Here is a 25358-nt window from a genome sequence, read left to right on the forward strand (position 1 = left end):
CGATACGCACGGTGACCGGGCAACGGCGGGATTCGGTCAGCCCGCGTACTCGCCGCCCAGCCCCCACCCCTGGAACAACGCCTCCGCGAACGCCCCCGCGATCTTGTGTTCGCCGCTGGCGTTGGGATGCGTGCCGTCGTACGTGTCGGAGTGGATGTCGTACGAGGCCGGAAGCGAGGCCAGCAGCAGGGGGGAGCGGGGTTCGTCCAGGTCGGCGAACGTCTTCGCGAGGAGGTCGTTGAAGGTGGACACCTGCTCGGCGAAGGGCGCGTCCGACGCCGCCCGGATGTTGGGGATCACCGGCAGCACTGCCATCCGCACGCGCGGGTTGGCCTCCCGCGCCCCGGCCACGAACCCCCGCACGTTCTCCGCCGTCTGTTCGGCGTTCGTGTAGAAGCCCAGGTCGATCAGGCCGAGGGAGATCAGCAGCACGTCCGCGCGGGACGTGCGGACCGCCTCGCCGATGAGGGGGGCCATGTGCAGCCAGCCCTCGCCCCAGCCCGCGAGGTGGCCGCGGGGGAAGTCGGGGTCGGCGTAGGCGTGGGAGGTGGGGGCGTCGGCGGTCTTGTCGTGGAGGGTCTCGCGGGGGCCCACGATGCCGAACGGGCCGCCGTACGTACGGCACAGGTGCTGCCACAGCCGGTAACGCCAGGTGTGCTCGCCCGCGCTGCCGATCGTCATGGAGTCGCCTACGGGCATGAACCTGAGCATTCGCTCATGATGGACGATCGCGGGGGCGGGCGGGGCGTGAGGTCCACCACCCTCCGTCAACCCTCGCCCGGGGTGGCAGTCTTGGGGCATGCGCCGATCCTTCGTTCGCCTGCTGAGGGCCCTGATCCCGGTCCTCCTCGTCAGCGCGGTCGCCGCGCCGTCCGCCTCCGCCGCCGACGGCGACGACGGCTTCACCATCAAGGACGCGCGCATCACCGAGTCCAGCGGACTCGCCGCCTCCCGCCAGCACCCCGGCATCTACTGGACCCACAACGACAGCGACGACGGTGCGTATCTGTATGCCGTGGACGGGGGGAGTGGTGAGACCGTCGCCACCATCACCCTGACCGGGGTGGGGCAGCCGCGTGATGTCGAGGCCATTTCCATTGGGCCCGGGAATCAGATCTTCGTGGGGGACATCGGGGACAATCTCGGCGGTACGTGGGATTACGTATGGATCTATCAGCTTCCCGAGCCCGCGCAGCTCAAGGATCAGACCATCCGGGCCACTCAGTACGTCGTGAACTATTCCGACGGGGCCCGTGACGCCGAGTCCCTCGTCGTGCATCCCAAGACCGGGCGCGTTTATATCGTCGACAAGAACGCGGAGGGCGGGCGGCTCTATCGGGGGCCCGAGGGACTGTCCGCCTCCGGGCGTAATGTCTTCACCCCCGTCGCCGAGCTGCCCGACCTGGAGGCCACCGACGCCACCCTCTCCCCGGACGGCGAGATCCTCGTCGTCCGCAGTTACTTCGGGTCCGTCGCCTACGAGTGGAACGACGGGAAGCCGAAGAAGCTCCAGCGGGTCGGGGTGCCCTTTCTCGGGCAGGGGGAGTCCGTCACCTTCACCGCCGACGGGGAGCGGTTGATGTACGGGGCGGAGGGCGCCGACAGCCGGGTGGAGCCCGAGGACGCGCCGGGGGCGGCGGCGGACGGGTCCTCGCCGTCCGGTGAAGGCGGCGCGTCCGAAGCCGCCGACGAGAGCGACGGCAGCCAAGGGCTGAAGATCGGTGCCGTCGCCGCGGCGGCCCTGCTGCTGGTGGCGTTCGGGTTCCGGCGCGCTACTCGTTCGCGCGGCGAGTGACCGCGACCTCCAGGCCGTCCAGGATGCGCTGGAGGCCGTACTCGAAGTGGTCGAAGTCGGGGCCCCAGGTGTTCTCGTCGAGGCCCATCAGCAGGGGATAGCGGCCGGTCGTCATGACCTCCTGGAGGACCGGCCACTGGGCCTCGAAGAACTCCGCGGTGGTCAGGCCCGTCGTGCGTTCCGCCTCCTCCGCGTAGACCTGGGTGCGTGCGGCTCCGACCACGTAGGCGTCGATCATGATGATCGCGGAGACCAGTTCGGGGTCGGTCAGGCCCATGGGCTTGATGCGGGCGAGGACTTTCTCCATGCCGTCCAGGGCGCTCGGCCCGAGGATCGGGCGGGACTGGTTGACCTTGAGCAGCCAGGGGTGGCGGCGGTACAGGGCGAGGGTGGCGCGGCCGAGGGCCTGGAGGGCCGAGCGCCAGTCGCCCTCTCCCAGGTCGGCGGGGTTCTCGGAGGGGCGCTGGACGCGGTCCAGCATGAGGTCGAGCAGTTCGCCCTTGCCGGGGACGTAGCGGTACAGGGACATCGTGCCGGTGCCCAGTTCCGTGGCGATACGGCGCATGGAGACGGCTTCCAGGCCGTCGCGGTCGGCGACCTCCACGGCCGTGTCCACGATCCGCTCCAGCGTCAGGCCCGGCTTGGGGCCACGGCTCCGCCGCTTCCCGGTGATCCACAACAGTTCTAGCGTGCGGCCGATGTCGCCGCTGCCGCTGGTCCCGTCCGTGCTGCTCGCCATGGGTGCAGTCTAGGTCCGCCGAAAAAACTGGGTACGGCGTACGCGCAATCGGGTACGGTGTACCCAGTTACAGGGAAGGGGGACTCACTCATGACGAGCGACACGACCGGCTCGACCGGCACGACCGACGGCGACGGATACGCCGTACTCGCCGAAGGGCTCCAGAAGCGCTACGGCGACAAGCGCGCCCTCGACGGCTTCGACCTCGCCGTGCGCGAGGGCACGGTGCACGGACTGCTCGGGCCCAACGGCGCGGGAAAGACCACCGCCGTCCGCATCCTGTCCACGCTGGTCCGGCTGGACGGCGGGCACGCGCGCGTGGCGGGGCTCGACGTGGCCCGGCAGCCGCGTGCGGTGCGCGCGCGGATCGGGCTGACCGGGCAGTACGCGGCGGTGGACGAGGTGCTCACCGGACGGCAGAACCTGGAGATGTTCGGGCGGCTGTTCCACCTGGGCGGCAGCCGGGCCCGGCAGCGGGCCGTCGAGCTGCTGGAGCAGTTCGACCTGACCGACGCCGCCGACCGGGGCGTGGGCAAGTACAGCGGCGGTATGCGGCGGCGGCTGGACCTCGCCGCCTCGATGATCCTCGCCCCGGCGGTGCTGTTCCTCGACGAGCCGACGACCGGGCTCGATCCGCGCAGCCGCGGCGAGGTGTGGGAGTCGGTACGGGATCTGGTGGCGCGCGGTACGACCGTGCTGCTGACGACCCAGTACCTGGAGGAGGCCGACAAGCTCGCCTCCCGGATCACGGTGATCGACCAGGGGCGGGCCATCGCCGACGACACCCCGGACGGGCTGAAGAACCGCGTCGGCGGGGACCGCATCGAGGTCGTGGTCGCCGAGCGGGCCGACATCGCGCGGGCCGTGAAGGTGGTCGCGCGGGTCTCCGACGGTGAACCGGAGTCCGACGAGACCGAGTTGCGGGTGCACGCGCCGGTCGCCGACCGGGTGGCGGCGCTCACGGACGTGGCCCGCACCCTGCAGGACGAGGGTGTCCGGGTCGAGGACATAGGGCTGCGCAGGCCCAGCCTCGACGACGTGTTCCTGCGCCTGACCGGACACCGCACGGAGCGCGCGCAGCAGCAGGAGGCCGCCGTATGACCACCGTCGACCTCGACGAGACCGCCGTGCGCGGGCGCGCGTACTGGATGCTCTCCGACTGCTGGAACATCGTCCGCCGCGGACTCACCCACTACCAGCGCCAGCCCGTCAACATCGCCTGGCAGCTGGGCTTCCCGATCCTCTCCGTGCTGCTGTACGGCTATGTCTTCGGCAGCGCCATGCAGGTGCCCGGCGGCGGGGACTACAAGGACTTCCTGATGCCGGGCATGTTCGTGATGACCATGGCCTTCGGCTTCATCAACACCGCCACGGTCGTCGTCTACGACGCCACCAAGGGCGTGATCGACCGGTTCCGCTCGATGCCCATGGCGTCGTCCGCGGTGGTCGCCGGGCGCGGGGTGACCGATCTGCTGGTGGCCTGTGCCGAGCTGGGGATCATGATGCTGACCGCGTTCGCCATGGGGTGGCGGCCGGACGGGGGCTGGGAGTTCCTGGCGGCGTTCGGGCTGCTGCTGTGGCTGCGGTTCGCGCTGATCTGGGTCGGGGTGTGGCTGGGGCTGATCGTGCCCAACCCGGAGGCGGCCGGTGGGCTGTTCGCGGTCGCCTTCCCGCTGACGATGATCTCCAGCATCTTCGTCGCGCCGCAGCTGATGCCGGACTGGCTGGGCTGGGTGGCCGCCTGGAACCCGATCTCCTCGACGGCCGCCGCGACCCGTGAGCTGTTCGGCACGCCGGTCGGCGGCGGCGACTCCTGGGTCGAGCAGCACGCGCTGCTGATGGCGGGGGTGTGGCCGGTGGTGCTGACGGCCGTCTTCCTGCCGCTGGCGGTACGGCGGTTCCAGAAGCTCAGCCGCTGATCCGGTGGGTGTGCGGGCTGTCCGCCCCCGCGGGAGACTGGGGAGGGGGAGCTTGGAGGAACCCGTGACAGTGGCGACGAAGGACGGCACCGCGGTCGCTCTGGAGGGCGGCGGCGTCGAACTGCGCAAGGCCGAGATCGGCGGGGACATGAGCGTCGCGTTCATCCGCCTCCCCAAGGGGACGGACATGGGCCCGGCCGTTCAGGGACTGCCCGACGACATGTGCCAGTGCCCCCACTGGGGCTATGTGCTCTCCGGCCGACTGGCCCTGCGGACCCCCCGGGGCGACGAGACCTACGAGGCGGGCCAGGCGTTCTACTGGGCGCCCGGCCATGTGCCGGTGGCGCTGGAGGACGTGGAGTACGTGGACTTCTCGCCCACGGCCGACTTCGAGCGGGTCGTCGACCATGTGAAGGCGCGGATGGGGTGAAGGGGGGCCGCCACCGCGGCCCCCCTCGGGGTCACAGCTTCTCGATGACGTAGTCCACGCACTTCGTCAGCGCCTCGATGTCCGCCGGGTCCACCGCCGGGAACATCGCGACCCGCAGCTGGTTGCGGCCGAGCTTGCGGTACGGCTCCGTGTCGACGATGCCGTTGGCGCGCAGCACCTTGGCGACGGCCGCCGCGTCGACCTCGTCGGTGAAGTCGATGGTGCCGATCACGGCCGAGCGCTTGGCCGGGTCGGTGACGAACGGGTTGGCGTACTTGATGTCCTCGGCCCAGCCGTACAGGGTGCGCGCGGACGTCGCGGTGCGGCGCACCGACCAGTCGAGGCCGCCCTGGCCGTTGATCCACTCCAGCTGCTCGTTGAGCAGGAACAGGGTGGCCAGCGCCGGGGTGTTGTACGTCTGGTTCTTGCGGCTGTTGTCGATCGCCGTGGGGAGGCTGAAGAACTCCGGGACATGGCGGCCGGAGGCGTGCACGCGCTCGGCGCGCTCGATCGCCGCCGGGGAGAACACGCCGATCCACAGGCCGCCGTCGGAGGCGAAGGACTTCTGCGGGGCGAAGTAGTAGACGTCCGTCTCGGCGATGTCGACGGGCAGGCCGCCCGCGCCGGAGGTGGCGTCCACGAGGACCAGCGCGCCCTCGTCGGCGCCCGCCACCCGCTGGATCGGCATCGCGACACCGGTGGAGGTCTCGTTGTGGGTGAACGCGTAGACGTCGACGCCCGCCTCGGCCTCGGCGAGCGGGTGCGAGCCCGGGTCGGCGGAGAGCAGGGTGGGCTCGGCGAGCCACGGGGCGAGCTTGGCGGCCTTGGCGAACTTGGAGGAGAACTCGCCGAACGTGAGGTGCTGCGACTTGTTCTCGATCAGCCCGTGCGTCGCGATGTCCCAGAACGCGGTGGAGCCGCCGTTGCCGAGGACCACCTCGTAGCCGTCGGGCAGTTGGAAGAGGTCGCGGATGCCTTCGCGGACCTTGCCGACCAGGTTCTTCACCGGAGCCTGGCGGTGGGAAGTGCCCATGAGGGACGTGCCGGTCGCCGCCAGTGCTGCCAGCGCCTCCGTCCGCACCTTGGAGGGGCCCGCGCCGAAACGACCGTCCGCGGGCTTGATGTCAGAGGGAATCTGGATCTCAGCCACGATCGGGAGCCTATCGGCTTCGCGAAACGCGGGTGAAACGTCGTCCGGCGGATGAGACGCGCTGTCCGGGGGGCGGGCACGACCGCCCCCCGGAGCCGGTTCAGGCGCCGAGCTTCACCGGCAGCTCGAACAGGTCGTTCTGGGTGACCACCGGCTTGTTGCGCAGCTCGCTCGCCGGGACCGCCAGGTCCAGGCCCGGGAAGCGGGCGTACAGGGCGGGCAGCGCCACGCCCGCCTCCAGGCGGGACAGGGCGGTTCCGGGGCAGACGTGGGGGCCGTGGCCGAAGGAGATGTGGCGGGTCTCGGTGGACCGGGTGATGTCGAACTCCCCGGCGGTCGGGCCGTGCGCCCGCTCGTCCCGGCCGATCGCGGCGTACGACACGATCAGCGCGTCTCCCGCGGGCAGCACCTTGTCCCCGACCGGTATGTCCTCGGTCGCGAACCGGATGAGGACGTGGGAGGTCGGCGTGGACCAGCGGAGGGTCTCCTCCACCACCGCCGACCAGTCCGCCTTGCCGGTCAGGACCAGCTCCCGCTGCTCGGGGTGGGTGGAGAGGTTGACGACCGCGTTGACGATCAGGGAGATCGTCGTCTCGTGGCCCGCCGCGACCATCAGCTGGAGGGTGGAGACGATCTCCTGGTCGGTGAGGCGGTCGCCGTTCTCCGAGGCCGCGATCAGGGCGGAGGTCAGGTCGTCGCCGGGGTTCTCGCGCTTCTCCGCGACCGTGTCCGCCATGATCCCGGCCAGCTCGGTGAGGGTCGCGATGACCTCAGCCGGCGGGGTCTGGGTGGAGAAGAACTTCTCGAACAGCTCCTTCAGGCGCGGCAGCCGCTCCTCCGCCAGGCCCATCAGGTCGGCGATCACGTACATCGGCAGCGGGTAGGCGAACTCCGCCTTCAGGTCGACCGCGTCACCGTCGTACGCGGCCAGGCGGTCCAGCAGACCCTCCGTCAGCTCCGTGATCCGGCCGCGCATCGACTCCACCCGGCGCGGGGTGAGCGCCTGTGCGACCAGGGTGCGCAGGCGGCGGTGGTCGGCGCCGTCCACGGTCAGCATGGAGCGACCCGGGTTGGCCAGCCCGATCAGCGGCCAGTCGGCGGCTATCTCACCGCGCTGCCAGGCGCCCCAGACGTTGATGTCCTTCACCAGCCGGGGGTCGGTGAGCAGCTTCTTCGCCTCGGCGTGGTGCGTGACCGCCCAGACCGGGACGTCACCGGGCAGCATCACGGCGGCCAGCGGCCCGGCCGCCCGCAGCGCGGCGCTCTCCGCGTCCAGGTCGGTGACGAAGGGGTCCAGGTGGATACGGGTCTGCTCGGCGCCGGATCTCGGCGTGTCCGTACCAGCCGTCATGTGCGCGTGCCTCCCAGGGCGGGGGTGGGTGTGAAGGTCACCGGTAGGTCCGTCAGGCCCCGCAGCCATGGTGAGGGGCGGCGGGTCAGCTTGTCGGCGGGCACCGCGAGGTCGATGTCCGGCAGCCGGTCGAGCAGCACCTCGATGCCGGTCCGGGCGATCACCTCGGCGATCTCCTGCGCCGGGAAGGGGCAGCGGTGCTCCCCGTGGCCGAAGGAGAAGTGCGCGTTGTTGCCGCCGGTCAGCGAGCCGTCGGTGCGGACCTGGGGGTCGGAGTTGGCGCCCTGGAGGCCGAGCAGCAGCAGGTCGCCCGCGCGCAGCCGACGCCCGCCCAGCTGGGTGTCGCGGGAGACCCAGCGCCCGGCGACGTTCTGCGTCGGGGTGTCCTCCCACAGGACCTCGTTCATGGCCTCGGCGACGCTGTTGCGGCCCCCGAACAGGGAGGCGGCGAACCGGCCGTCGGTGAGCATCAGATGCAGGGAGTTGCCGATCCAGTCGGCGGTCGGCTGGTGGCCCGCCGCCGTCATCACCATCAGGTCCTGGCAGATCTCCTCGGCGGTGAACCCGGAGGGGTCGGCGAGCATCCGGGACACCACGTCGTCGGCGGGGGTCTCCCGCCGGGCCGCCACCAGCTCCGTCATCGACGTGAACAGGTGGGTCTGCCCGGCGATCGCCTTCTCCCGGCCGTCGATCATGTCGTTGAGGGCGGTGACCAGGCCCGGCCCCTGCTCGTCGGTGAAGCCGAACAGCCGCGCCAGCACCCGCACCGGCAGCAGCGTCGCGTACTCGGCGATGATGTCGGCGCTGCCCTTGGCGGAGATGCCGTCGATCAGCTCGTCCGCGAACTTCTCGGCGTAACCGCGCAGTTCGAACGGGTCGACGGCGTCCAGCGCGTTGCCCAGCATGGCGGCGCGCTCGCGGTGGCGCTCGCCGACGGTGTAGAGGATCGACGGCTGCTTACGGCCGATCATCGGCAGCAGCGGCCAGTCGTCGGGGATGTTCTCCCACTGGTTCCACAGGTCGGAGTCGCGGCTGAACAGCACCGGGTCGCCGGTGACCTGGTGCAGCTCGCGGTAGCCGAGCACCAGCCAGGCCGGTACGTCGCCGTCGAGCAGCACCGGCACCACGCTGCCGTGCTCGCGCCGCATCTCCCGGTAGACGCGGGCCGGTTCGCCCTGGAGGGCCGGGCCGCTCAGGTAGACGGGGGTGGGGGTGGGGGCGGAGGTCACACCAGCTCCTGACGGGGGGCTCGGGAGGGATCGGCGTACCGGGCCTGGATGTGTTCCACCAGGGTGATCAGCACCAGCTTGCTCGAGGCCCGGGAACGCGCGTCGCACCGCACCAGCGGGACGTCCGGGTCGAGGTCGAGGGCCTCGCGGACCTGCTCCGGCGGGAAGGCGGGGCCGCCGAAGTCGTTGCAGGCCACGATGAACGGCGTGCCGTGCTTCTCCAGGCGGTCGATGGCGTACCAGGAGTCGTCGATGCGCCGGGTGTCGACGAGGACGACCGCGCCGAGCGTGCCGGAGAACAGCCGGTCCCACAGGAACCAGAACCGCTCCTGGCCGGGCGCGCCGAACAGGTACAGCACATTGCGCGCGTCCAGCGTGATGCGGCCGAAGTCGAAGGCGACCGTGGTCGCGGTCTTGCCGCGCACCTCGCTGATGTCGTCGACCGCCTCGCCCGCCTGCGTCATCGTCTCCTCGGTGTTGAGGGGACGGATCTCGCTGACCGAGCGGACCAGCGTCGTCTTGCCGACGCCGAAGCCGCCCACGACCACGATCTTGAGGCCGTTGTCGGCCGACGCGCCGAGCGGCGTACGCACGTCAGCGGGGGCAGGCGTCTCAGAGGCCGTGCGCGTTTCAGAGGTTGCGGAGTCCAACGAGCACCTGCTCCAGGATGTCGGGGTCGGGAACGGCTGCCATGCGGGGGTGACGGGCGCTGACGCGGCCCGCCGCTTGGAGGTCGGCCAGCAGGATCCGGGTGATGCTCACCGGCAGCTTCAGCTCGGCCGCGATCTCCACGACCGCCGTGGGGCGTTCGGTCATGCGCAGGATCGCCGCGTGCTCGGACTGCATGCCGGGCACCGGGTCGCCCTCGGCGACGACCAGCGTCACCAGGTCGAAGGGGTTGCCCGGGCCGGACCGGGTGCGTCCGCCGGTGAGCGTGTACAGCCGGTCCGGGGCGTCGTCCCTGCCGGGCCTGCTCATGAGCTGCTGCGGGGCAGGGCGGTGAGGTGCTCGCCCAACTGCTCGACCAGCTCGCTCATGTTGTGCCCCACGAGCCCGGGATCGGCCTCCTCGGTGGTGACGACCGCGAGGTGCGCGCCGTCACCCGCCTCCACGATGAACAGCACGCCCCCGTAGAACTCGGTCATCGCCGACCGCACGCCCCCGCTGCCGTCGCCGAACTCCACCGACGCGCCGTGCGACAGCGACTGGATACCGGCCGCGATGGCGGCGAGCTGGTCGGCCTGGTCCGCGGACAGCTCGGGGGTACGGCACAGCTTCAGCCCGTCGCGGGAGAGCACGAGCGCGTGCCGCGCGCCGGGGGTGCGCTCCAGCAGGCCTTCTATCAGCCAGGTGAGCTTGTCGTCGGCGGTGGTCGTGCCGGTCATGTGGTGGGGTCGCCTTCCGGGTGCGGGGTTGCGGGGGATTCGGCAGTGGCCTGCGCGGGGGTGGTGACGTCGTCTTCCGCCGCCACCTTGCGGACGGCCTCGCGGAAGCTGCTGAAGCGTGCGGTGCGGGCCCGGGTCTCCTCGGCCGTGGGGGCGGGTCGCGGTTCCCGGGTGGCGGAGCCGTTGGACCGGGTGCGCTCGGCTTCGGCGAGGGTCCGGCCGCGGCGGCGCCGGGGCAGTTCGCGCGGGGGCGCCGGGTCGGTGTCGTCGCCCGCGGACTCATGGGTCGGGACCGGCTCGGGGTCCACGTCGCGCCGCAGGGTGAGGGTGGGGTCCGGGTCCAGGTCGAGGGGCGGGAGCGGGGGCGGCGTACGGCGGCTGGCGGGCGCGGGGGCTTCCTCGCGGCGGGTGTGCTCCGGCTCCGGGGCCGTGGGGACGGTCGACGCCTCCTGCGGCGCGAGGATGTCCTGCGGTACGAGCATCAGCACGCCCGTGCCGCCGCGCGCCGAGGGGCGGTAGGAGACCTTCAGCCCGTACCGCACGGCCAGCCTGCCGACCACGGTGAGGCCGAGCCGGGTGCCGGTCAGGCCGCCGAGGTCGGACGACTCACCGGAGACCGCCCGCTCGGCGCGGCGCAGTTGCGCCTCGCCCATGACGAGGCCGCTGTCCTCGACGGAGATGATGACCCCGGCGGGGACCTCCTCGACGTACACGTGGACCTCGGCGGTCGGCGGCGAGAAGTTCGCGGCGTTGTCGAGGAGTTCGGCGAGCGCGTGCATGACGCCCTCGGCGGCGTGCCCGGCGACGGCGGTCTCGCTGGTGGAGTGGATCCGCACCCGCTGGTAGCCGCCGATCCGGCCCATGGCGCCGCGCAGGATCGACTCCATGCCGATGGGCCGGGCCCAGCGGCGGCCGGAGCGGGCGCCGGTGAGGACGGCGACGGAGTCGGCGAGGCGCCCGGCCTGGGCGGTGCGGTGGTCGAGGTGCAGGAGGTCGGCGAGGACTTCCTCGTCGGCGTGCTTCTCCTCCATCCCGCGCAGGTCGGCGAGCATGCTGGTGGCCAGCGCCTGCATGCGTCCGGCGGCGTTGGCGGTGGCGGAGAGGGCGGCGGCCCGCGCGGTGGTGGCCTCGCGCAGCCGGGTGGTGAGCCGGGCGTTCTCGGCGACCAGGCGTTCGCGTGCCTCGGTGAGCTGCGCGGTGCGGGCGGCGTGCTCCTCGGTGAGGCGGGTCGTCTCCTGGGCGTGCGCGGTGGTGAGGCGGCCGACCTCCTCGGCGTGCGCGGTGGTGAGGCGATCGACTTCCTCGGCGTGTTCGGCGGTGAGGCGGCCGATGTCCGCGGTGTGTTCGGCGGTGAGGCGGTCGCGTTCGGCGGCGACGTCTTCGGCGAGGTGGGCCCGTTCGCGGTCGAGTTCGGCGGCCAGCCGGGCACGCTCGTGGCTCAGCTCGCCGGTGAGCCGCTCGTGCTGCCGATGGGAGTCCTCGGCCAGCCGGGCCCGTTCCTGGAGCAGTCTGCCGATGTCCTGGGTGACGGAGTCCAGCCGACGGCGGGTCGCCCGCGCCGACTGCCTGCCGTGCACACCGAGGGTGACGGCCGCGCACAGGGCCAGCGCGGCCACCGCGCCGACGCCCGCCACGTAGCCGTGTGCGTCGTCCGGCGCGAGCGCGGCGGCGACGACGACGCCGAGCGCACCGAGTGCCGCCGTCACCAGGGGTACCGGGAGCAGGCCGCGGAGGGCGGGGCGGTCGCCGGGGAGCGTGGGGGAGGTCATGAGAGGTGTCCTCGGTCGGGTCTGGGCCGGTCGCATTCGGGCGGGAGCCGACACTCACGCGCAACTGGCGGCCACTATAGGTGAGTTATAGGGGAGTTACTGATCGACTTGAGACGTTTCTTGAGTTGTTCTTGGGACGAGGGTCTTGAGTTGTTCCTGGGGTGAGGGGACCGGGGTGCGCGCGGTCGACTGCCCCGCCCGGCGGCCGGGGCATGCTGGGGGCATGACGGATCTCGAAGCGGACCTGAGTGCGGCCGTCCGGGGCGAGGTGGGGTTCGGCGTCACGGACCGGGCGCTGACCACCATGGATGCCTCCAACTACCGGCGCGTCCCGCTCGGTGTCGTGGCCCCGCGCGACGCCGACGACGTGGCCGCCGTACTGGAGGTGTGCCGGGCCCACGGGACGCCGGTCGTGCCGCGCGGCGGCGGTACCTCCATCGCGGGGCAGGCGACCGGGACGGGCGTCGTGCTGGACTTCACCCGGCACATGAACCGGTTGGTTGCCCTGGATTCCGCGTCCCGCACGGCGGTCGTCCAGCCCGGACTGGTCCTCGACCGCCTCCAGGAGGCCGCCGCCCCGCACGGCCTGCGCTTCGGCCCCGACCCGTCCACGCACAGCCGCTGCACCCTCGGCGGCATGATCGGCAACAACTCCTGCGGCGCCCACTCGGTGGCCTGGGGGACGACGGCCGACAGCGTCCGCGAACTGTCGGTGCTCACCGCGCGCGGGCGACGGCTGCGGCTCGGGCCGGACTGGGAGGGCGCCCCGGCGGGCCTGCGGGAGCTGGCCGAGGGCGAACTGGCGCGCCTGCGCACCGGCTTCCCCGACCTGCCCCGCCGTATCTCCGGCTACGCGCTCGACGCCCTGCTGCCCGAGCGGGGCGCCGACGTGGCCCGGTCCTTCTGCGGCTCGGAGGGCACCCTCGGCGTGCTCACGGAGGCCGTCGTGGCGCTGGTCGAGTCCCCACGCGCGCGTGCGCTCGCCGTACTCGGCTACGGCGACGAGAGCGCGGCGGCGCAGGCGGCGGCGGGCCTGCTGCCATGGGGGTCCCCCCGCTCGAGCGGAGCCGAGAGTGGGGGAGGGCCGCTCACGGTGGAGGGCATGGCGCGGGATCTGGTGCCGGACGCGGCCGGGCTGCCGCGCGGCGGGGCGTGGCTGTTCGTGGAGACCGGCGGGGAGTCGCAGGGGGAGGCACGCGCGCGTGCGGAGACGATCGTGCGGGCCGCCGACGCCCTGGACGCCGCCGTCGTCACCGACCCGGCCGGACAGCGCGCCCTGTGGCGCGTCCGCGAGGACGCCAGCGGTACGGCGACCAGGATGCCGGACGGCTCGGAGGCCTGGCCCGGCTGGGAGGACTGCGCGGTGCCGCCCGCCCGGCTGGGCGCCTACCTGCGCGACTTCCGCGCCCTGCTGGCCGCCCACGGACTGCGCGGCACCCCGTACGGCCACTTCGGCGACGGCTGCGTCCACGTCCGCATCGACTTCGACCTCCTGACGGAGCCGGGCGTCGCCCGCTTCCGGCGCTTCTCCGAGGAACTCGCCGCCCTGGTCGTGGCCCACGGCGGCTCCCTGTCCGGAGAGCACGGCGACGGACAGGCACGGGCGGAACTCCTCCCCGCGATGTACGGGGCGGAGACGGTCCGCCTCTTCGAACGCGCCAAGGACGTCTGGGACCCCGACGACCTCCTCAACCCGGGCATGCTGGTGCGCCCCGCCCGCCTGGACGAGAACCTGCGCTTCGCGCCGCTGCCCCGCGAACCCGTCGACGTCACCTTCGGCTACCCCGCCGACGGCGGTGACTTCTCGGCGGCCGTCCGCCGCTGCGTCGGGGTCGCCAAGTGCCGTACGACGACGGCGACCGGGCCCGCCGTGATGTGCCCGTCCTTCCGCGTGACCGGCGAGGAGGCGCACTCCACGCGCGGGCGCGCCCGGCTGCTGCACGAGATGCTGGCGGGCGAGGTGGTGACCGACGGCTGGCGCTCCACGGAGGTCCGCGACGCCCTCGACCTGTGCCTGTCCTGCAAGGGCTGCCGCTCGGACTGCCCGGTCGGCGTCGACATGGCCACGTACAAGGCGGAGTTCCTGCACCACCACTACGCCGGGCGCCGCCGCCCCGCCGCCCACTACGCGCTGGGCCGGTTGCCGGTGTGGCTGCGGTGGACGGCGCGCACGCGCACGGCGTCGGTGGTCAACCTGCTCGCGCGGGTGCGGCCCCTGGCGGCGCTGGTCAAGAGGGTGGGCGGGATCGCGCCGGAGCGGGGGATCCCGCGGGTGGCGGGGGAGACGTTCAGCGCGTGGTGGCGCGGGAGGGCGAGCGGGAAGGAAGGCGGGAGGGCGAGGGAGAAGGCTGGCGGGAGGGCGAGCGAGGAGGCTGGCGGGAGGGCGAGGGAGAAGGCTGGCGGGAGGGCGAGCGAGGAGGCTGGCGGGAGGGCGAGGGAGAAGGCGAGGGAGAAGGCTGGCGGGAAGGCGGGCGGGGCGCTGGTCGTGCTCTGGCCCGACACCTTCACCGAGCACCTCTCACCGAGCGCGGGGCAGGCCGCCGTACGCGTCCTGGAGGCGGCGGGGCTGCGGGTGGCGCTCCCGCCGACGCTGCGGCTGTCGACGGTCGGCGACGCCTCGTCGAGGCTCCTGAACCCGCTCGCCGCGGTCCGCCGCTCCCGCGTGTGCTGCGGCCTCACCTACATGTCCACCGGCCAGCTCGACCAGGCCCGCGAGGTGCTGCGCCGCACGCTGGAGCTGATGACGCCGGTGCTGGAGGCGGACGTACCGGTGGTGGTGCTGGAGCCGAGCTGCGCGGCGGCCCTCCGCGCGGACGTGCCCGAGCTGCTGGGCGACGACCCGCGCGCGGCGACGCTGGCGTCCCGGGTGGTGACGTTCGCGGAGGCGCTGGAGCGGTACGCGCCCGACTGGCGGCCACCCCGGCTGGACCGTCCCGTCGTCGGGCAGACGCACTGCCACCAGCACGCGGTCCTCGGCGACGCGGCCGACCGCCGACTGCGCGCCGCGGCCGGGCTCACGGGGGAGCTGAGCGGCGGCTGCTGCGGGCTGGCGGGGAACTTCGGCTTCGAGAAGGGGCACTACGAGGTCTCGGCGGCCTGCGCGGAGGAGCGGTTGCTGCCCGCGGTGCGCCGGGCGCCGGGGGAGGCGGTGGTGCTGGCGGACGGGTACTCGTGCCGGACGCAGCTGGAGCAGTTGGCGGGGGTGCGGGGGAGGCATCTGGCGGAGGTGCTGGCGGAGCACCTCTGAGGCGGGCGCCCGGGGCTCAGACGGTGGTCTCGCCGCGCACCAGCGGACGGCACACGGGCTGGACGTCCTCGGGCAGTTCGTCCGGGTGGCACCAGCGGGCCTCCAGGATCTCGAACGGGTCGAGGCGCAGCTCGCCGCCGAGCAGCTCCGCCTCGTAGGCCACCTCCAGGCGGGTGTGGAAGCCGCTGTTCAGCATGATCAGGGGACCCGCCGCCACATCGAGGCCGGTCTCCTCCTTGACCTCGCGGACGAGGGTGCGCCGGAAGTCCTCGTCCTTGTGCGCGAACCCGCTGGGCAGCCCCCACTGCCGCCCCGGCGGCCACATCCGGTGCCTGAGCAGCAGCACCCGCCCCTCGGCGTCGCGCACGACCCCGGTCACGCCGACCACGAACTTGGCGTTCAGACACCAGACCAGACGGTGCTGCACGGGGCGCAGGGCGCGCCACAGGGCGACCAGGAGTCGTCGCACGGGGCCTCCGGAGGAAAACTAAGAGGGGGTGGAGGGGACGGTATCGGGTGACGGGGGGCCGGGCTGTCCACGGGGTGGTAACCCGTTGACAGTGACACGCCCCACGCCTGACAGTTGCGTCAGAGGGCTACACGCCTGACGTAGTCCACTACTGTGGACATGCAAGTACAGTGAACTGGACGATCTGACCGCGTACCGATCCGGAGCCGCCGTGACCACCCCCAGTGCTCTTCCCGGTCCCTCGACCTCCGCCGCCGTCCCGGCCCCCGCCGGACCCGCCGCGGACGGCTCCCCCGGCCGACGCGGCGCCCTCGGCCCGGTCGGCCTCGTCCTGGCGGGCGGCATATCCGTCCAGTTCGGCGGCGCGCTCGCGGTGAGCCTGATGCCGCGCGCCGGGGCGCTCGGCGTCGTGGCGCTGCGGCTGCTGGTCGCCGCGATCGTGCTGCTCGTGGTCTGCCGACCCCGGCTGCGCGGCCACTCCCGCACCGACTGGAACACGGTCATCCTCTTCGGCCTCGTCATGGGCGCGATGAACGGCCTCTTCTACCAGGCCGTCGCCCGCATCCCGCTGGGCCCGGCCGTCACCCTCGAGGTCCTCGGCCCGCTCGCCCTCTCCGTCCTCGCCTCCCGCCGCGCGATCAACATCCTGTGGGCCGCCCTCGCCCTCGCCGGGGTGTTCCTCCTCGGCGGCGGCGTCGGCGACCTCGACCCGGTCGGCGCGGCCTTCGCGCTGGGCGCGGGCGCCATGTGGGCGGCGTACATCATCTTCAGCGCCCGCACCGGCCGCCGCTTCCCCCAGGCCGACGGGCTCGCCCTCGCCATGGCCGTCGCGGCGGTGCTGTTCCTGCCGCTGGGCATCGCCGAGTCGGGCACCAAGCTCCTCGACCCGGTGACGCTCTCGCTGGGCGCGGCGGTGGCCATCCTCTCCTCCGTCCTGCCCTACACCCTCGAACTCCTCGCCCTGCGCCACCTGCCCGCCTCCACCTTCGCCATCCTGATGAGCCTCGAACCCGCCCTCGCCGCCGCGGCGGGCTTCCTCGTCCTCAGCCAGGCCCTCACCGCCACCGAGGCCGCCGCGATCGCCCTCGTCATCGCGGCGAGCATGGGGGCGGTGCGGACCCAGGTGGGGCGAGGACGGGCGAAGGCGAAGGAGAAGACCTGACCCGTGCGGGCGTCAGGACTTGCCGCCCCTCCCGCGCGTGAGTACCAGCACCACCCCCGCCACCCCGTACGGCACCGACAGCACCACGAACGCCGTCCCATGGGACGCCCCCGTCGTGAGCGCCGCGTACGAGGCGAACACGGCGATGGTCACCAGCTCGGTCGCCACCCCCGCCAGTGAGGTCACCGTGGCGCGGGCCGGGCCGGTGATGGTGTGCTGGAGGCGGGCGTCGGCCAGGACGGTGGCCAACTGGAAGCCGCAGAAGGCGACCCCGATCAGCCCGACGCCCACCGGCGTGCCCATCCCCGCGCCCACGGCCATCGCCACGCCGGACCCGGCCAGCAGCAGCCCCAGGCGTACGGCGCCCAGCCGTGCCGCCCGCCCGGCCAGCAGCCCGCCGACCGTCGCGCCGGTGTAGATCACCAGCAGCAGCCACGGCACGGCCAGGTCCGCCACGCCCGTCTCCCGCACCAGCAGCGGCGTGTACTCGTCCAGCGCACCCCAGACGCCGGTCACCACCGGTACCAGGAGCAGCGCGCCGAGCACCGTCCGGCTGCCCCGCACCTCCGTGACGCCGTCCTTCAAGGCCGCCGCCCAACTGCCCCCGTTCTCCCCGCGCGCCCCGTCCCCCCGGTGCTCCGGCAGCCACCACGCCGCCACCGCCGTCAGCAGGCACCCGGCGACGCTCGCCGCGCCCACGGCCTCGTACCCACCGGCGGCGAAGACGGGCCCCGCCACCGCCATCGCCGTCACGACGCCGAGCAGGCCGAGCGCCTGCACGCGCCCCATGACGTGCGCGTACCGCTCGACGGCGCCGAGCCGGTCCAGCTCCTCGTACACCAGCGCCTCCAGGGCGCCGGAGCCCAGCGCGCCCTTGATGCCCCACAGGACGAAACCGGCGGCGAAGGCCAGATAGGACGGGGTGAGGATCCACAGGGCGTAGCCCACGGCGGTGATCAGCGGGCCGAGCCAGAGCAGCAGCCGCCGTGACACGGCGTCGGCCCAGGCGCCGGACGGCACCTCCAGGACGACGGAGGTCAGCGACCACAGGGCGAACAGTGAGGCGATCTGCCAGCCGGACATGCCGCTGTCGGCGAACAGCAGCGCGTACACCGGGTAGAGCAGGACCAGCTCGTCCAGGAACGCGTAGCAGTACAGCGGGCGCGTCAGGCGCCGTACGTCACTGCCCCGGCCGGTCGCGGGCTCGCGGGCGGGTGAAATGGTCATGAGGCCTTCCCACAGGGTCGATTCGGACGCCGGAGATACGGCTCCGAAGGCGGCCCTCGGGAGGCATGACGCGTGCAGCGGCCGGTGGAACGGCTTGTGAAGCGGCCGGTGGAACGGCTCGTGGAACGGCTTGTGGATCAATGTCGCCAGGTCATACGCCGATGGTAGGCATGGGTGACGCCCGGCGGCACTGCTTTTCCCGGGGTCGGTTACCCGGGGCCGGTTTCCTGGGACCAATTCATGCAAGCACGCTTGATTGTTTCTGCCCCCGCTGCCATGCTCCCCCTCACACCGCCGTCCCCCGAGGGAGCCCGCCGTGTCCGACCCCACGCCCGTGATCGACGATCTGCGCCGGGAGAGTGCGGAACTCGACGCCCTGGTAGGGGAGTTGAGCGAGAAGGAGTGGCGGCGGGACACGCCCGCGCCGGGCTGGACCGTGGCCCACCAGATCGCCCACCTCGCCTGGACCGACCGCGCGTCGCTGCTCGCGGTGACCGACGCGGACGGGTTCCAGGCGATGGTCGAGAAGGCGCTCGCCGCGCCGGACTCCTTCGTCGACCAGGGCGCCGAGGAGGGCGTCCAGGCGCCGCCCGCCGCGCTCCTGGAGAGCTGGCGGGAGAGCCGTACCGCCCTCGACCACGCCCTGCGCGCCGCCCCGCGGGGCGCCCGTTTCCCCTGGTACGGCCCCCCGATGTCCGCCGCCTCGATGGCCACCGCCCGGCTGATGGAGACCTGGGCGCACGGCCTGGACATCGCGGACGCGCTCGGCGTCGCCCCCGCCCCCACCGACCGCCTGCGCCACATCGCCCGGCTCGGCTTCCGTACCCGGGACTTCGCCCACACCGTGCACGGCCTGCCCGCCCCCGCCGACCCCTTCCGCGTCGAACTGACCTCACCGTCCGGCGAACCCTGGACCTACGGCCCCGAGGACGCCCCCCAGCGCGTCACCGGCCCCGCGCTCGACTTCTGCCTCCTGGTCACCCAGCGCGCCCACCGCGCCGACCTCGCCCTGCGCGCCGAGGGCCCCGACGCCGACCGCTGGCTGGACATCGCCCAGGCCTTCGCGGGCCCGCCCGGCGAGGGACGCGCCCCCAAGGGGGCCGGAGCGTGACCCCCCGCGCCTCCCGCACCTCCCGCACCCGCCGCACCCTCCGTATAGGCAACGCCTCCGGCTTCTACGGCGACCGCTTCGACGCCCTGCACGAGATGCTCACCGGCGGCGAACTGGACGTCCTCACCGGCGACTACCTCGCCGAGCTGACCATGCTGATCCTGGGCCGGGACCGGCTGAAGGACCCCCGCGCCGGGTACGCGCGCACGTTCCTGCGGCAGTTGGAGGAGTGCCTCGGCCTCGCGCGGGAGCGCGGTGTGCGCCTCGTCGCCAACGCGGGCGGCCTGAACCCGGCCGGGCTCGCGGACGCCGTACGGGAGCTGGCGGACCGGCTCGGCGTCCCGGTGCGGGTCGCGCACGTCGAGGGCGACGACCTCACCGGGGCGTTCCCGGGGAGCCTCACCGCGCACGCCTACCTCGGCGGGTTCGGGATCGCCGCCTGTCTGGACGCGGGCGCGGACGTCGTCGTCACCGGGCGCGTGACGGACGCCGCGCTGGTCAGCGGACCGGCCGCCGCGCACTTCGGCTGGGGTCCGGCCGACTTCGACCGGCTCGCGGGCGCCGTCGTCGCCGGGCATGTGCTGGAGTGCGGGACGCAGGCCACGGGCGGCAACTACACCTTCTTCCGGGAGGTCGAGCAGGACCTCGCGCGTCCCGGCTTCCCGCTCGCCGAGATCGCGGACGACGGCTCCTGCGTCATCACCAAGCACCCCGGCACCGGCGGCCTCGTCGACGTCGGCACGGTGACGGCCCAGCTCCTGTACGAGACCGGCGGCGCCCGGTACGCGGGCCCCGACGTCACCACCCGCCTCGACACCGTCCGTCTCACCCAGGACGGCCCCGACCGGGTACGGATCGACGGCGTGCGCGGCGAGGCCCCGCCGCCCACCCTCAAGGTCGGCCGCACCCGCCTCGGCGGCTACCGCAACGAGGTCGTCTTCGTCCTCACCGGCCTGGACATCGAGGCGAAGGCCGAGCTGGTCCGGGCCCAGATGACGCGGGCGATGGCGAAACGACCGCCCGTCGACGTGCGCTGGGAACTGGCCCGCACCGACCGCCCCGACGCGCCCACCGAGGAGACCGCGAGCGCCCTGCTCCGGCTCGTCGTGCGCGACCCCGACGAGGGGGCGGTGGGGCGCGCGCTCAGCGGCGCGGCGATCGAGCTGGCCCTCGCCAGCTACCCCGGCTTCCACGTCACCGCGCCGCCCGGCAAGGGCAGCCCGTACGGGGTCTTCGAGGCGTCCTACGTCGAGCAGACCGCCGTAGAGCACGTGGCGGTCCTCCATGACGGGCGGCGGGTTCCGGTGCCTCCGGCCCACGAGACCCTCGTCCTCGAGCCCGTGCCCGAGCCCTTCGTCGAACCGCCGTCGGCCGGGCTGCCCACCCGTCGGGCGCCGCTCGGGCTGGTGGCGGGGGCCCGCAGCGGGGACAAGGGCGGGGACGCCAACGTCGGGGTGTGGGCGCGGTCGGACGAGGCGTGGCGGTGGCTGGCGCACACCCTCACGGTCGAGCGGTTCCGGGAACTCCTGCCGGAGACGGCGGACCTGACCGTCGTACGGCACGTGCTGCCCGGTCTGCGCGCCCTCAACTTCGTCGTCGAGGGCGTCCTCGGCGCGGGCGTCGCCGCCCAGCACCGTTTCGATCCGCAGGCCAAGGCGCTCGGCGAATGGCTGCGCTCCCGCCACCTGGACATCCCGGAGACCCTGCTGTGACGGTTCTTCAGACCTCCCTGGACACCACCAGCCCCGACTACGCGGCCCACCGCGAGGCCATGCTCACCAAGCTCGCCGCGCTCGACGCCGAGCACGCCAAGGCCCTCGCGGGCGGCGGCGAGAAGTACGTCGAGCGGCACCGCAAGCGCGGCAAGCTGCTCGCGCGGGAGCGCGTCGAGCTGCTCCTGGACCCGGACACGCCCTTCCTGGAGCTGTCGCCGCTCGCCGGGTGGGGCAGCGAGTACACGGTCGGCGCCTCGCTCGTCGCCGGGATCGGGGTCGTCGAGGGGGTGGAGTGCCTGATCACCGCCAACGACCCGACCGTGCGCGGCGGCGCCTCCAACCCCTGGAGCCTGAAGAAGGCCCTGCGCGCCAACGACATCGCGCTGGCCAACCGGCTGCCCTGCATCAGCCTGGTCGAGTCCGGCGGCGCCGACCTGCCGTCCCAGAAGGAGATCTTCATCCCCGGCGGGGCGATCTTCCGGGACATCACCCGGCTGTCCGCCGCCGGTATCCCGACGGTCGCCGTCGTCTTCGGCAACTCGACGGCGGGCGGGGCGTACATCCCCGGGATGTCCGACCACGTGATCATGGTCAAGGAGCGCGCCAAGGTGTTCCTCGGCGGGCCGCCGCTGGTGAAGATGGCCACCGGCGAGGAGAGCGACGACGAGTCGCTGGGCGGCGCGGAGATGCACGCGCGCGTGTCGGGGCTCGCCGACTACTTCGCCGTCGACGAGCGCGACGCCCTGCGCCAGGCGCGCCGGGTCGTCGCCCGCCTCAACCACCGCAAGGCGTATCCCGATCCGGGCCCGGCCATCCCCCCGAAGTATGACGAGGACGAACTCCTCGGGATCGTCCCCGGCGACCTCAAGGTCCCCTTCGACCCGCGCGAGGTCATCGCCCGTGTCGTCGACGCCTCCGACTTCGACGAGTTCAAGCCGCTGTACGGCAGCAGCCTGGTCACCGGCTGGGCGGAACTGCACGGCTATCCGGTCGGCGTGCTCGCCAACGCCCAAGGGGTCCTCTTCAGCGAGGAGTCCCAGAAGGCCGCCCAGTTCATCCAGCTCGCCAACCAGCGCGACATCCCGCTGGTCTTCCTGCACAACACCACCGGCTACATGGTCGGCAAGGAGTACGAGCAGGGCGGCATCATCAAGCACGGCTCGATGATGATCAACGCGGTGAGCAACAGCCGGGTCCCCCATCTGTCGGTCCTCATGGGGGCGTCGTACGGCGCCGGTCACTACGGCATGTGCGGACGCGCCTACGACCCGCGCTTCCTGTTCGCCTGGCCCAGCGCCAAGTCCGCCGTCATGGGCCCCCAGCAGCTCGCGGGCGTCCTGTCGATCGTCGCCCGGCAGTCGGCGGCGGCCAAGGGCCAGCCCTACGACGACGAGGCCGACGCCGCCCTGCGCGCGATGGTCGAGCAGCAGATCGAGTCCGAGTCGCTGCCGATGTTCCTGTCCGGGCGGCTGTACGACGACGGCGTCATCGACCCGCGCGACACCCGCACCGTCCTCGGCCTGTGCCTGTCCGCCGTGCACACCGCGTCCTACGAGGGCGTGCGGGGCGGCTTCGGCGTCTTCCGGATGTGAGGGAACCCGACGTGATCACTTCTCTGCTCGTCGCCAACCGGGGCGAGATCGCCTGCCGCGTCTTCCGCACCTGCCGTGAGGTGGGAATCCGAACGGTCGCCGTGCACTCGGACGCGGACGAACACGCCCTCCACGCGCGCGTGGCCGACGCGACCGTACGACTGCCGGGCGCCACGCCCGCCGACACCTATCTGCGCGGCGACCTCATCGTGAAGGCCGCCCTCGCCTCCGGGGCCGACGCCGTCCACCCCGGCTACGGCTTCCTCTCCGAGAACGCCGACTTCGCCCGCGCGGTCCTCGACGCGGGCCTGACCTGGATCGGCCCACCGCCCGAGGCGATCGAGGCGATGGCGTCCAAGACCCGCGCGAAGGAACTCCTGGGACTCACGCCCCTGCGCGAGGTCACCGAGTCCGACCTGCCGGTGCTGGTGAAGGCCGCGGCGGGCGGCGGCGGGCGCGGCATGCGCGTCGTACGCCGCCTCGCCGACCTCGACGCCGAGCTGACGGCCGCCCGCGCGGAGGCGCGGGCCGCCTTCGGGGACGACGAGGTGTTCATCGAGCCGTACATCGAGGACGGCCGCCACGTCGAGGTGCAGATCCTCGCCGACACCCACGGCACGGTGTGGGCGCTCGGCACCCGCGACTGCTCCCTCCAGCGCCGCCACCAGAAGGTCATCGAGGAGGCCCCCGCTCCCGGCCTCACCGAGGCCCTGACGGCCCAACTGCACGACACGGCCGTACGAGCGGCCCGCGCCGTCGACTACACCGGCGCCGGAACCGTCGAGTTCCTCGTCGCCGACGGCAGGGCGCACTTCCTGGAGATGAACACCCGCCTCCAGGTGGAACACCCGGTGACGGAGGCCGTCTTCGGCCTCGACCTCGTCGCCGCCCAGATCCGCGTCGCGGAAGGCACGGCCCTCGACACCGAGCCCCCACGCGCGCGTGGCCACGCCATCGAGGCCCGCCTCTACGCCGAGGACCCCGCCCGCGACTGGGCCCCGCAGACCGGCACCCTGCACCGCCTCGCCGTCCCGGACACCGTCCGCCTGGACACCGGCTACACCGACGGCGACGAGATCGGCGTCCACTACGACCCCATGCTCGCCAAGGCCGTCGCCCACGCCCCCACCCGCGCGGAGGCCGCCCGCCGCCTCGCCGCCGCCCTCGAACGCGCCACGCTCCACGGCCCCGTCACCAACCGCGCCCTCCTCGTCCGCTCCCTGCGCCACGAGGAGTTCACGTCCGCCCGCATGGACACGGGCTTCTACGACCGCCACCTCACCGAGCTGACCGACCCGGCCCCCGACCCCCACGCCCCGCTCGCCGCCGCCCTCTCCGACGCCCACGCCCGCTCGCGTTTCGGCGGTTGGCGCAACCTGCCCTCCCAGCCCCAGACCAAGCGGTACGAGAGGGCGGGCCAGGAGCACGAGGCCCGCTACCGCCCCACCCGCGCGGGCGGCTACGAGGCCGACGGGGTGGCGGTCGTGCACGTGGACGCCCGTCTCGTCGTCCTGGAAGTGGACGGCGTACGCCACAAGTACGAGATCGCCCGCTACGGCGACCGGATCCACGTGAACGACACCCCCCTCACCGCCCTCCCCCGCTTCCCCGACCCAACCGCCCAGCACGCCCCGGGCTCCCTCCTGGCCCCCATGCCGGGCACGGTGGTACGAGTGGCCGACGGCCTGACCGTGGGAGCCGCCGTAAAGGCCGGGGACCCCCTCCTCTGGCTGGAGGCGATGAAGATGCAACACCGGATCACAGCCCCGGCGACAGGCACACTCAGCGCCCTGAACGCGGTACCTGGCCAACAGGTGACGGTCGGCTCTCTGCTGGCGGTGGTCGAGACCACCTAGGGGGCGGGGAACTGCGCGACCAGCCACGAACAAGCCGCACGCGGAGGACGACAATGACCACCCTCATCGAGACCGAAGAACACAAGGCCCTACGAGACGCCGTCTCATCCCTCGGCGCCCGCCACGGCCGCGACCACAACCGCGAACGGCTCTGGGCCGAGGCGGGCAAACTCGGCTACCTCGGCGTCAACCTCCCCGAGGCCTACGGAGGAGGCGGCGGTGGCATCACCGAACTCTCCATCGTCCTGGAGGAACTCGGCGCCGCGGGCTGCCCCCTCCTCATGCTCGTCGTCTCCCCGGCCATCTGCGGCACGGTGATCGCCCGCTTCGGCACGGACGCCCAGAAACAGGAGTGGCTCCCCGCCCTGGCGGACGGCACCCGCACCATGGCCTTCGGCATCACCGAACCCGACGCGGGCTCCAACTCCCACCGCATCACGACCACCGCCCGCCGCGACGGCGGCGACTGGCTCCTCACCGGCCGCAAGGTCTTCGTCTCCGGCGTGGACATCGCCGACGCGACCCTCATCGTCGGCCGCACCGAGGACGCCCGCACCGGCAACCTCAAGCCCTGCCTGTTCATCGTCCCGCGCGACGCGCCCGGCTTCCAGCGCCACCGCATCGACATGGAACTGCAGGCCGCGGAGAAGCAGTTCGAGCTGGTCCTGGACGACGTACGACTGCCCCCGGAGGCCCTCGTCGGCGACGAGGACGCGGGCCTGCTCCAACTGTTCGCTGGCCTCAACCCCGAGCGCATCATGACGGCCGCCTTCGCGATCGGCATGGGCCGCTACGCGCTCGCGCGGGCGGTCGAGTACGCCCGTGAGCGCACCGTGTGGAAGACCCCCATCGGCGCCCACCAGGCCATCGCCCACCCGCTCGCCCAGGCGCACATCGACCTCGAACTCGCGCGGCTGATGATGCAGAAGGCGGCGCACCTGTACGACGCGGGCGACGACGTCGGCGCGGGGGAGGCGGCCAACATGGCGAAGTACGCCGCCGCGGAGGCCAATGTGAAGGCGGTCGACCAGGCCGTGCACACCCTCGGCGGGAACGGCCTCACACGCGAGTTCGGCCTCGCCTCGTTGATAACGGCCGCGCGCGTGGCTCGTATCGCACCGGTGAGCAGGGAGATGATTCTCAACTACGTCTCCCACCAGACCCTGGGTCTGCCGAAGTCGTACTAGTTCGCGTCCTGTCCGGCACAGCGTC

The 25358-nt window shown here is 72.9% G+C and carries 22 protein-coding genes; 11 read left to right on the forward strand and 11 right to left on the reverse strand.

Annotation, left to right across the window (positions count from 1 at the left end; all coding sequences use genetic code 11):
- Positions 1 to 36 precede the first annotated feature (36 nt).
- On the reverse strand, positions 37 to 711 hold the full coding sequence (locus tag ACFVQG_RS25060; protein ID WP_383387507.1) for an SGNH/GDSL hydrolase family protein: 675 nt from the start codon (positions 709 to 711) through the stop codon (positions 37 to 39).
- A gap of 88 nt (positions 712 to 799) precedes the next feature.
- Here ACFVQG_RS25060 and ACFVQG_RS25065 point away from each other — a divergent pair, with 88 nt between their 5' ends.
- A complete protein-coding gene (locus ACFVQG_RS25065) occupies positions 800 to 1795 on the forward strand; it encodes a WD40 repeat domain-containing protein (RefSeq protein WP_383387509.1) in 996 nt (331 codons plus the stop codon).
- Here ACFVQG_RS25065 and ACFVQG_RS25070 read toward each other — a convergent pair.
- Positions 1773 to 2534 carry a TetR/AcrR family transcriptional regulator gene (locus ACFVQG_RS25070; RefSeq protein ID WP_383387511.1) on the reverse strand — a complete coding sequence of 254 codons (762 nt, stop codon included), beginning with the start codon at positions 2532 to 2534 and terminating at the stop codon, positions 1773 to 1775. The genes ACFVQG_RS25065 and ACFVQG_RS25070 overlap by 23 nt on opposite strands.
- 90 nt (positions 2535 to 2624) lie before the next feature.
- On the opposite strand from ACFVQG_RS25070, the gene ACFVQG_RS25075 reads away from it, so the two are divergent.
- From ACFVQG_RS25075 to ACFVQG_RS25085, 3 genes are all read left to right on the forward strand, one after another.
- Complete coding sequence (locus tag ACFVQG_RS25075) at positions 2625 to 3635, forward strand: ATP-binding cassette domain-containing protein (RefSeq protein WP_383387514.1); 1011 nt, start codon at positions 2625 to 2627, stop codon at positions 3633 to 3635.
- On the forward strand, positions 3632 to 4453 hold the full coding sequence (locus ACFVQG_RS25080) for an ABC transporter permease (protein ID WP_383387516.1): 822 nt from the start codon (positions 3632 to 3634) through the stop codon (positions 4451 to 4453). Before ACFVQG_RS25075 ends, ACFVQG_RS25080 begins: the two co-directional genes overlap by 4 nt.
- Before the next feature lie 64 nt (positions 4454 to 4517).
- Positions 4518 to 4883 (forward strand): hypothetical protein, encoded by a 366-nt coding sequence (locus ACFVQG_RS25085; protein WP_383387518.1) that lies wholly within the window; start codon positions 4518 to 4520, stop codon positions 4881 to 4883.
- Between the two features lie 31 nt (positions 4884 to 4914).
- Here the strand turns inward: ACFVQG_RS25085 and serC are convergent, their stop codons facing one another.
- From serC to ACFVQG_RS25120, 7 genes are all read right to left on the reverse strand, one after another.
- Positions 4915 to 6033, reverse strand: a complete 1119-nt coding sequence (serC, locus tag ACFVQG_RS25090) for a phosphoserine transaminase (RefSeq protein ID WP_383387520.1) — start codon at positions 6031 to 6033, stop codon at positions 4915 to 4917.
- Between the two features lie 100 nt (positions 6034 to 6133).
- Entirely contained in the window at positions 6134 to 7384 is a 1251-nt protein-coding gene (locus tag ACFVQG_RS25095; RefSeq protein WP_383387522.1) for a cytochrome P450, read from the reverse strand.
- Positions 7381 to 8613 carry a cytochrome P450 gene (locus ACFVQG_RS25100; protein WP_383387524.1) on the reverse strand — a complete coding sequence of 411 codons (1233 nt, stop codon included), beginning with the start codon at positions 8611 to 8613 and terminating at the stop codon, positions 7381 to 7383. Before ACFVQG_RS25100 ends, ACFVQG_RS25095 begins: the two co-directional genes overlap by 4 nt.
- Positions 8610 to 9263 (reverse strand): ATP/GTP-binding protein, encoded by a 654-nt coding sequence (locus ACFVQG_RS25105; RefSeq protein ID WP_383387525.1) that lies wholly within the window; start codon positions 9261 to 9263, stop codon positions 8610 to 8612. Before ACFVQG_RS25105 ends, ACFVQG_RS25100 begins: the two co-directional genes overlap by 4 nt.
- Positions 9244 to 9591: a DUF742 domain-containing protein gene (locus ACFVQG_RS25110; protein WP_383387527.1), complete on the reverse strand. Its 348-nt coding sequence runs from the start codon at positions 9589 to 9591 to the stop codon at positions 9244 to 9246. The genes ACFVQG_RS25105 and ACFVQG_RS25110 overlap by 20 nt, the downstream gene beginning before the upstream one ends.
- Positions 9588 to 9998 (reverse strand): roadblock/LC7 domain-containing protein, encoded by a 411-nt coding sequence (locus ACFVQG_RS25115; RefSeq protein WP_383387529.1) that lies wholly within the window; start codon positions 9996 to 9998, stop codon positions 9588 to 9590. The genes ACFVQG_RS25110 and ACFVQG_RS25115 overlap by 4 nt, the downstream gene beginning before the upstream one ends.
- Positions 9995 to 11767 carry an ATP-binding protein gene (locus ACFVQG_RS25120; RefSeq protein ID WP_383387531.1) on the reverse strand — a complete coding sequence of 591 codons (1773 nt, stop codon included), beginning with the start codon at positions 11765 to 11767 and terminating at the stop codon, positions 9995 to 9997. Before ACFVQG_RS25120 ends, ACFVQG_RS25115 begins: the two co-directional genes overlap by 4 nt.
- A gap of 223 nt (positions 11768 to 11990) precedes the next feature.
- Here ACFVQG_RS25120 and ACFVQG_RS25125 point away from each other — a divergent pair, with 223 nt between their 5' ends.
- Positions 11991 to 15014, forward strand: coding sequence for an FAD-linked oxidase C-terminal domain-containing protein (locus tag ACFVQG_RS25125; RefSeq protein ID WP_383387533.1), 3024 nt, complete (start codon positions 11991 to 11993; stop codon positions 15012 to 15014).
- A 16-nt stretch (positions 15015 to 15030) separates the two neighbouring features.
- Here the strand turns inward: ACFVQG_RS25125 and ACFVQG_RS25130 are convergent, their stop codons facing one another.
- Positions 15031 to 15483: an NUDIX hydrolase gene (locus ACFVQG_RS25130; RefSeq protein ID WP_383387534.1), complete on the reverse strand. Its 453-nt coding sequence runs from the start codon at positions 15481 to 15483 to the stop codon at positions 15031 to 15033.
- A 211-nt stretch (positions 15484 to 15694) separates the two neighbouring features.
- Here ACFVQG_RS25130 and ACFVQG_RS25135 point away from each other — a divergent pair, with 211 nt between their 5' ends.
- The gene (locus ACFVQG_RS25135) at positions 15695 to 16645 is read left to right on the forward strand and encodes a DMT family transporter (protein WP_383387536.1); all 951 of its coding nucleotides are present in this window, start codon (positions 15695 to 15697) and stop codon (positions 16643 to 16645) included.
- A gap of 12 nt (positions 16646 to 16657) precedes the next feature.
- Here the strand turns inward: ACFVQG_RS25135 and ACFVQG_RS25140 are convergent, their stop codons facing one another.
- A complete protein-coding gene (locus ACFVQG_RS25140; RefSeq protein ID WP_383387538.1) occupies positions 16658 to 17872 on the reverse strand; it encodes an MFS transporter in 1215 nt (404 codons plus the stop codon).
- 316 nt (positions 17873 to 18188) lie between these two features.
- Here ACFVQG_RS25140 and ACFVQG_RS25145 point away from each other — a divergent pair, with 316 nt between their 5' ends.
- From ACFVQG_RS25145 to ACFVQG_RS25165, 5 genes are read left to right on the forward strand one after another with little or no spacing between them, the layout of a single operon-like run.
- Complete coding sequence (locus tag ACFVQG_RS25145) at positions 18189 to 18983, forward strand: TIGR03084 family metal-binding protein (RefSeq protein WP_383387540.1); 795 nt, start codon at positions 18189 to 18191, stop codon at positions 18981 to 18983.
- On the forward strand, positions 18980 to 20695 hold the full coding sequence (locus tag ACFVQG_RS25150) for an acyclic terpene utilization AtuA family protein (RefSeq protein WP_383387541.1): 1716 nt from the start codon (positions 18980 to 18982) through the stop codon (positions 20693 to 20695). Before ACFVQG_RS25145 ends, ACFVQG_RS25150 begins: the two co-directional genes overlap by 4 nt.
- Positions 20692 to 22290 (forward strand): acyl-CoA carboxylase subunit beta, encoded by a 1599-nt coding sequence (locus tag ACFVQG_RS25155; protein ID WP_383387543.1) that lies wholly within the window; start codon positions 20692 to 20694, stop codon positions 22288 to 22290. Before ACFVQG_RS25150 ends, ACFVQG_RS25155 begins: the two co-directional genes overlap by 4 nt.
- An 11-nt stretch (positions 22291 to 22301) precedes the next feature.
- Positions 22302 to 24146 carry an acetyl/propionyl/methylcrotonyl-CoA carboxylase subunit alpha gene (locus ACFVQG_RS25160; protein ID WP_383387545.1) on the forward strand — a complete coding sequence of 615 codons (1845 nt, stop codon included), beginning with the start codon at positions 22302 to 22304 and terminating at the stop codon, positions 24144 to 24146.
- Between the two features lie 53 nt (positions 24147 to 24199).
- Positions 24200 to 25333: an acyl-CoA dehydrogenase family protein gene (locus tag ACFVQG_RS25165; protein WP_383387547.1), complete on the forward strand. Its 1134-nt coding sequence runs from the start codon at positions 24200 to 24202 to the stop codon at positions 25331 to 25333.
- The last annotated feature ends 25 nt before the right edge of the window (positions 25334 to 25358 follow it).

The sequence above is a fragment of the Streptomyces sp. NPDC057877 genome (assembly GCF_042796855.1).
Lineage (GTDB): Bacteria > Actinomycetota > Actinomycetes > Streptomycetales > Streptomycetaceae > Streptomyces.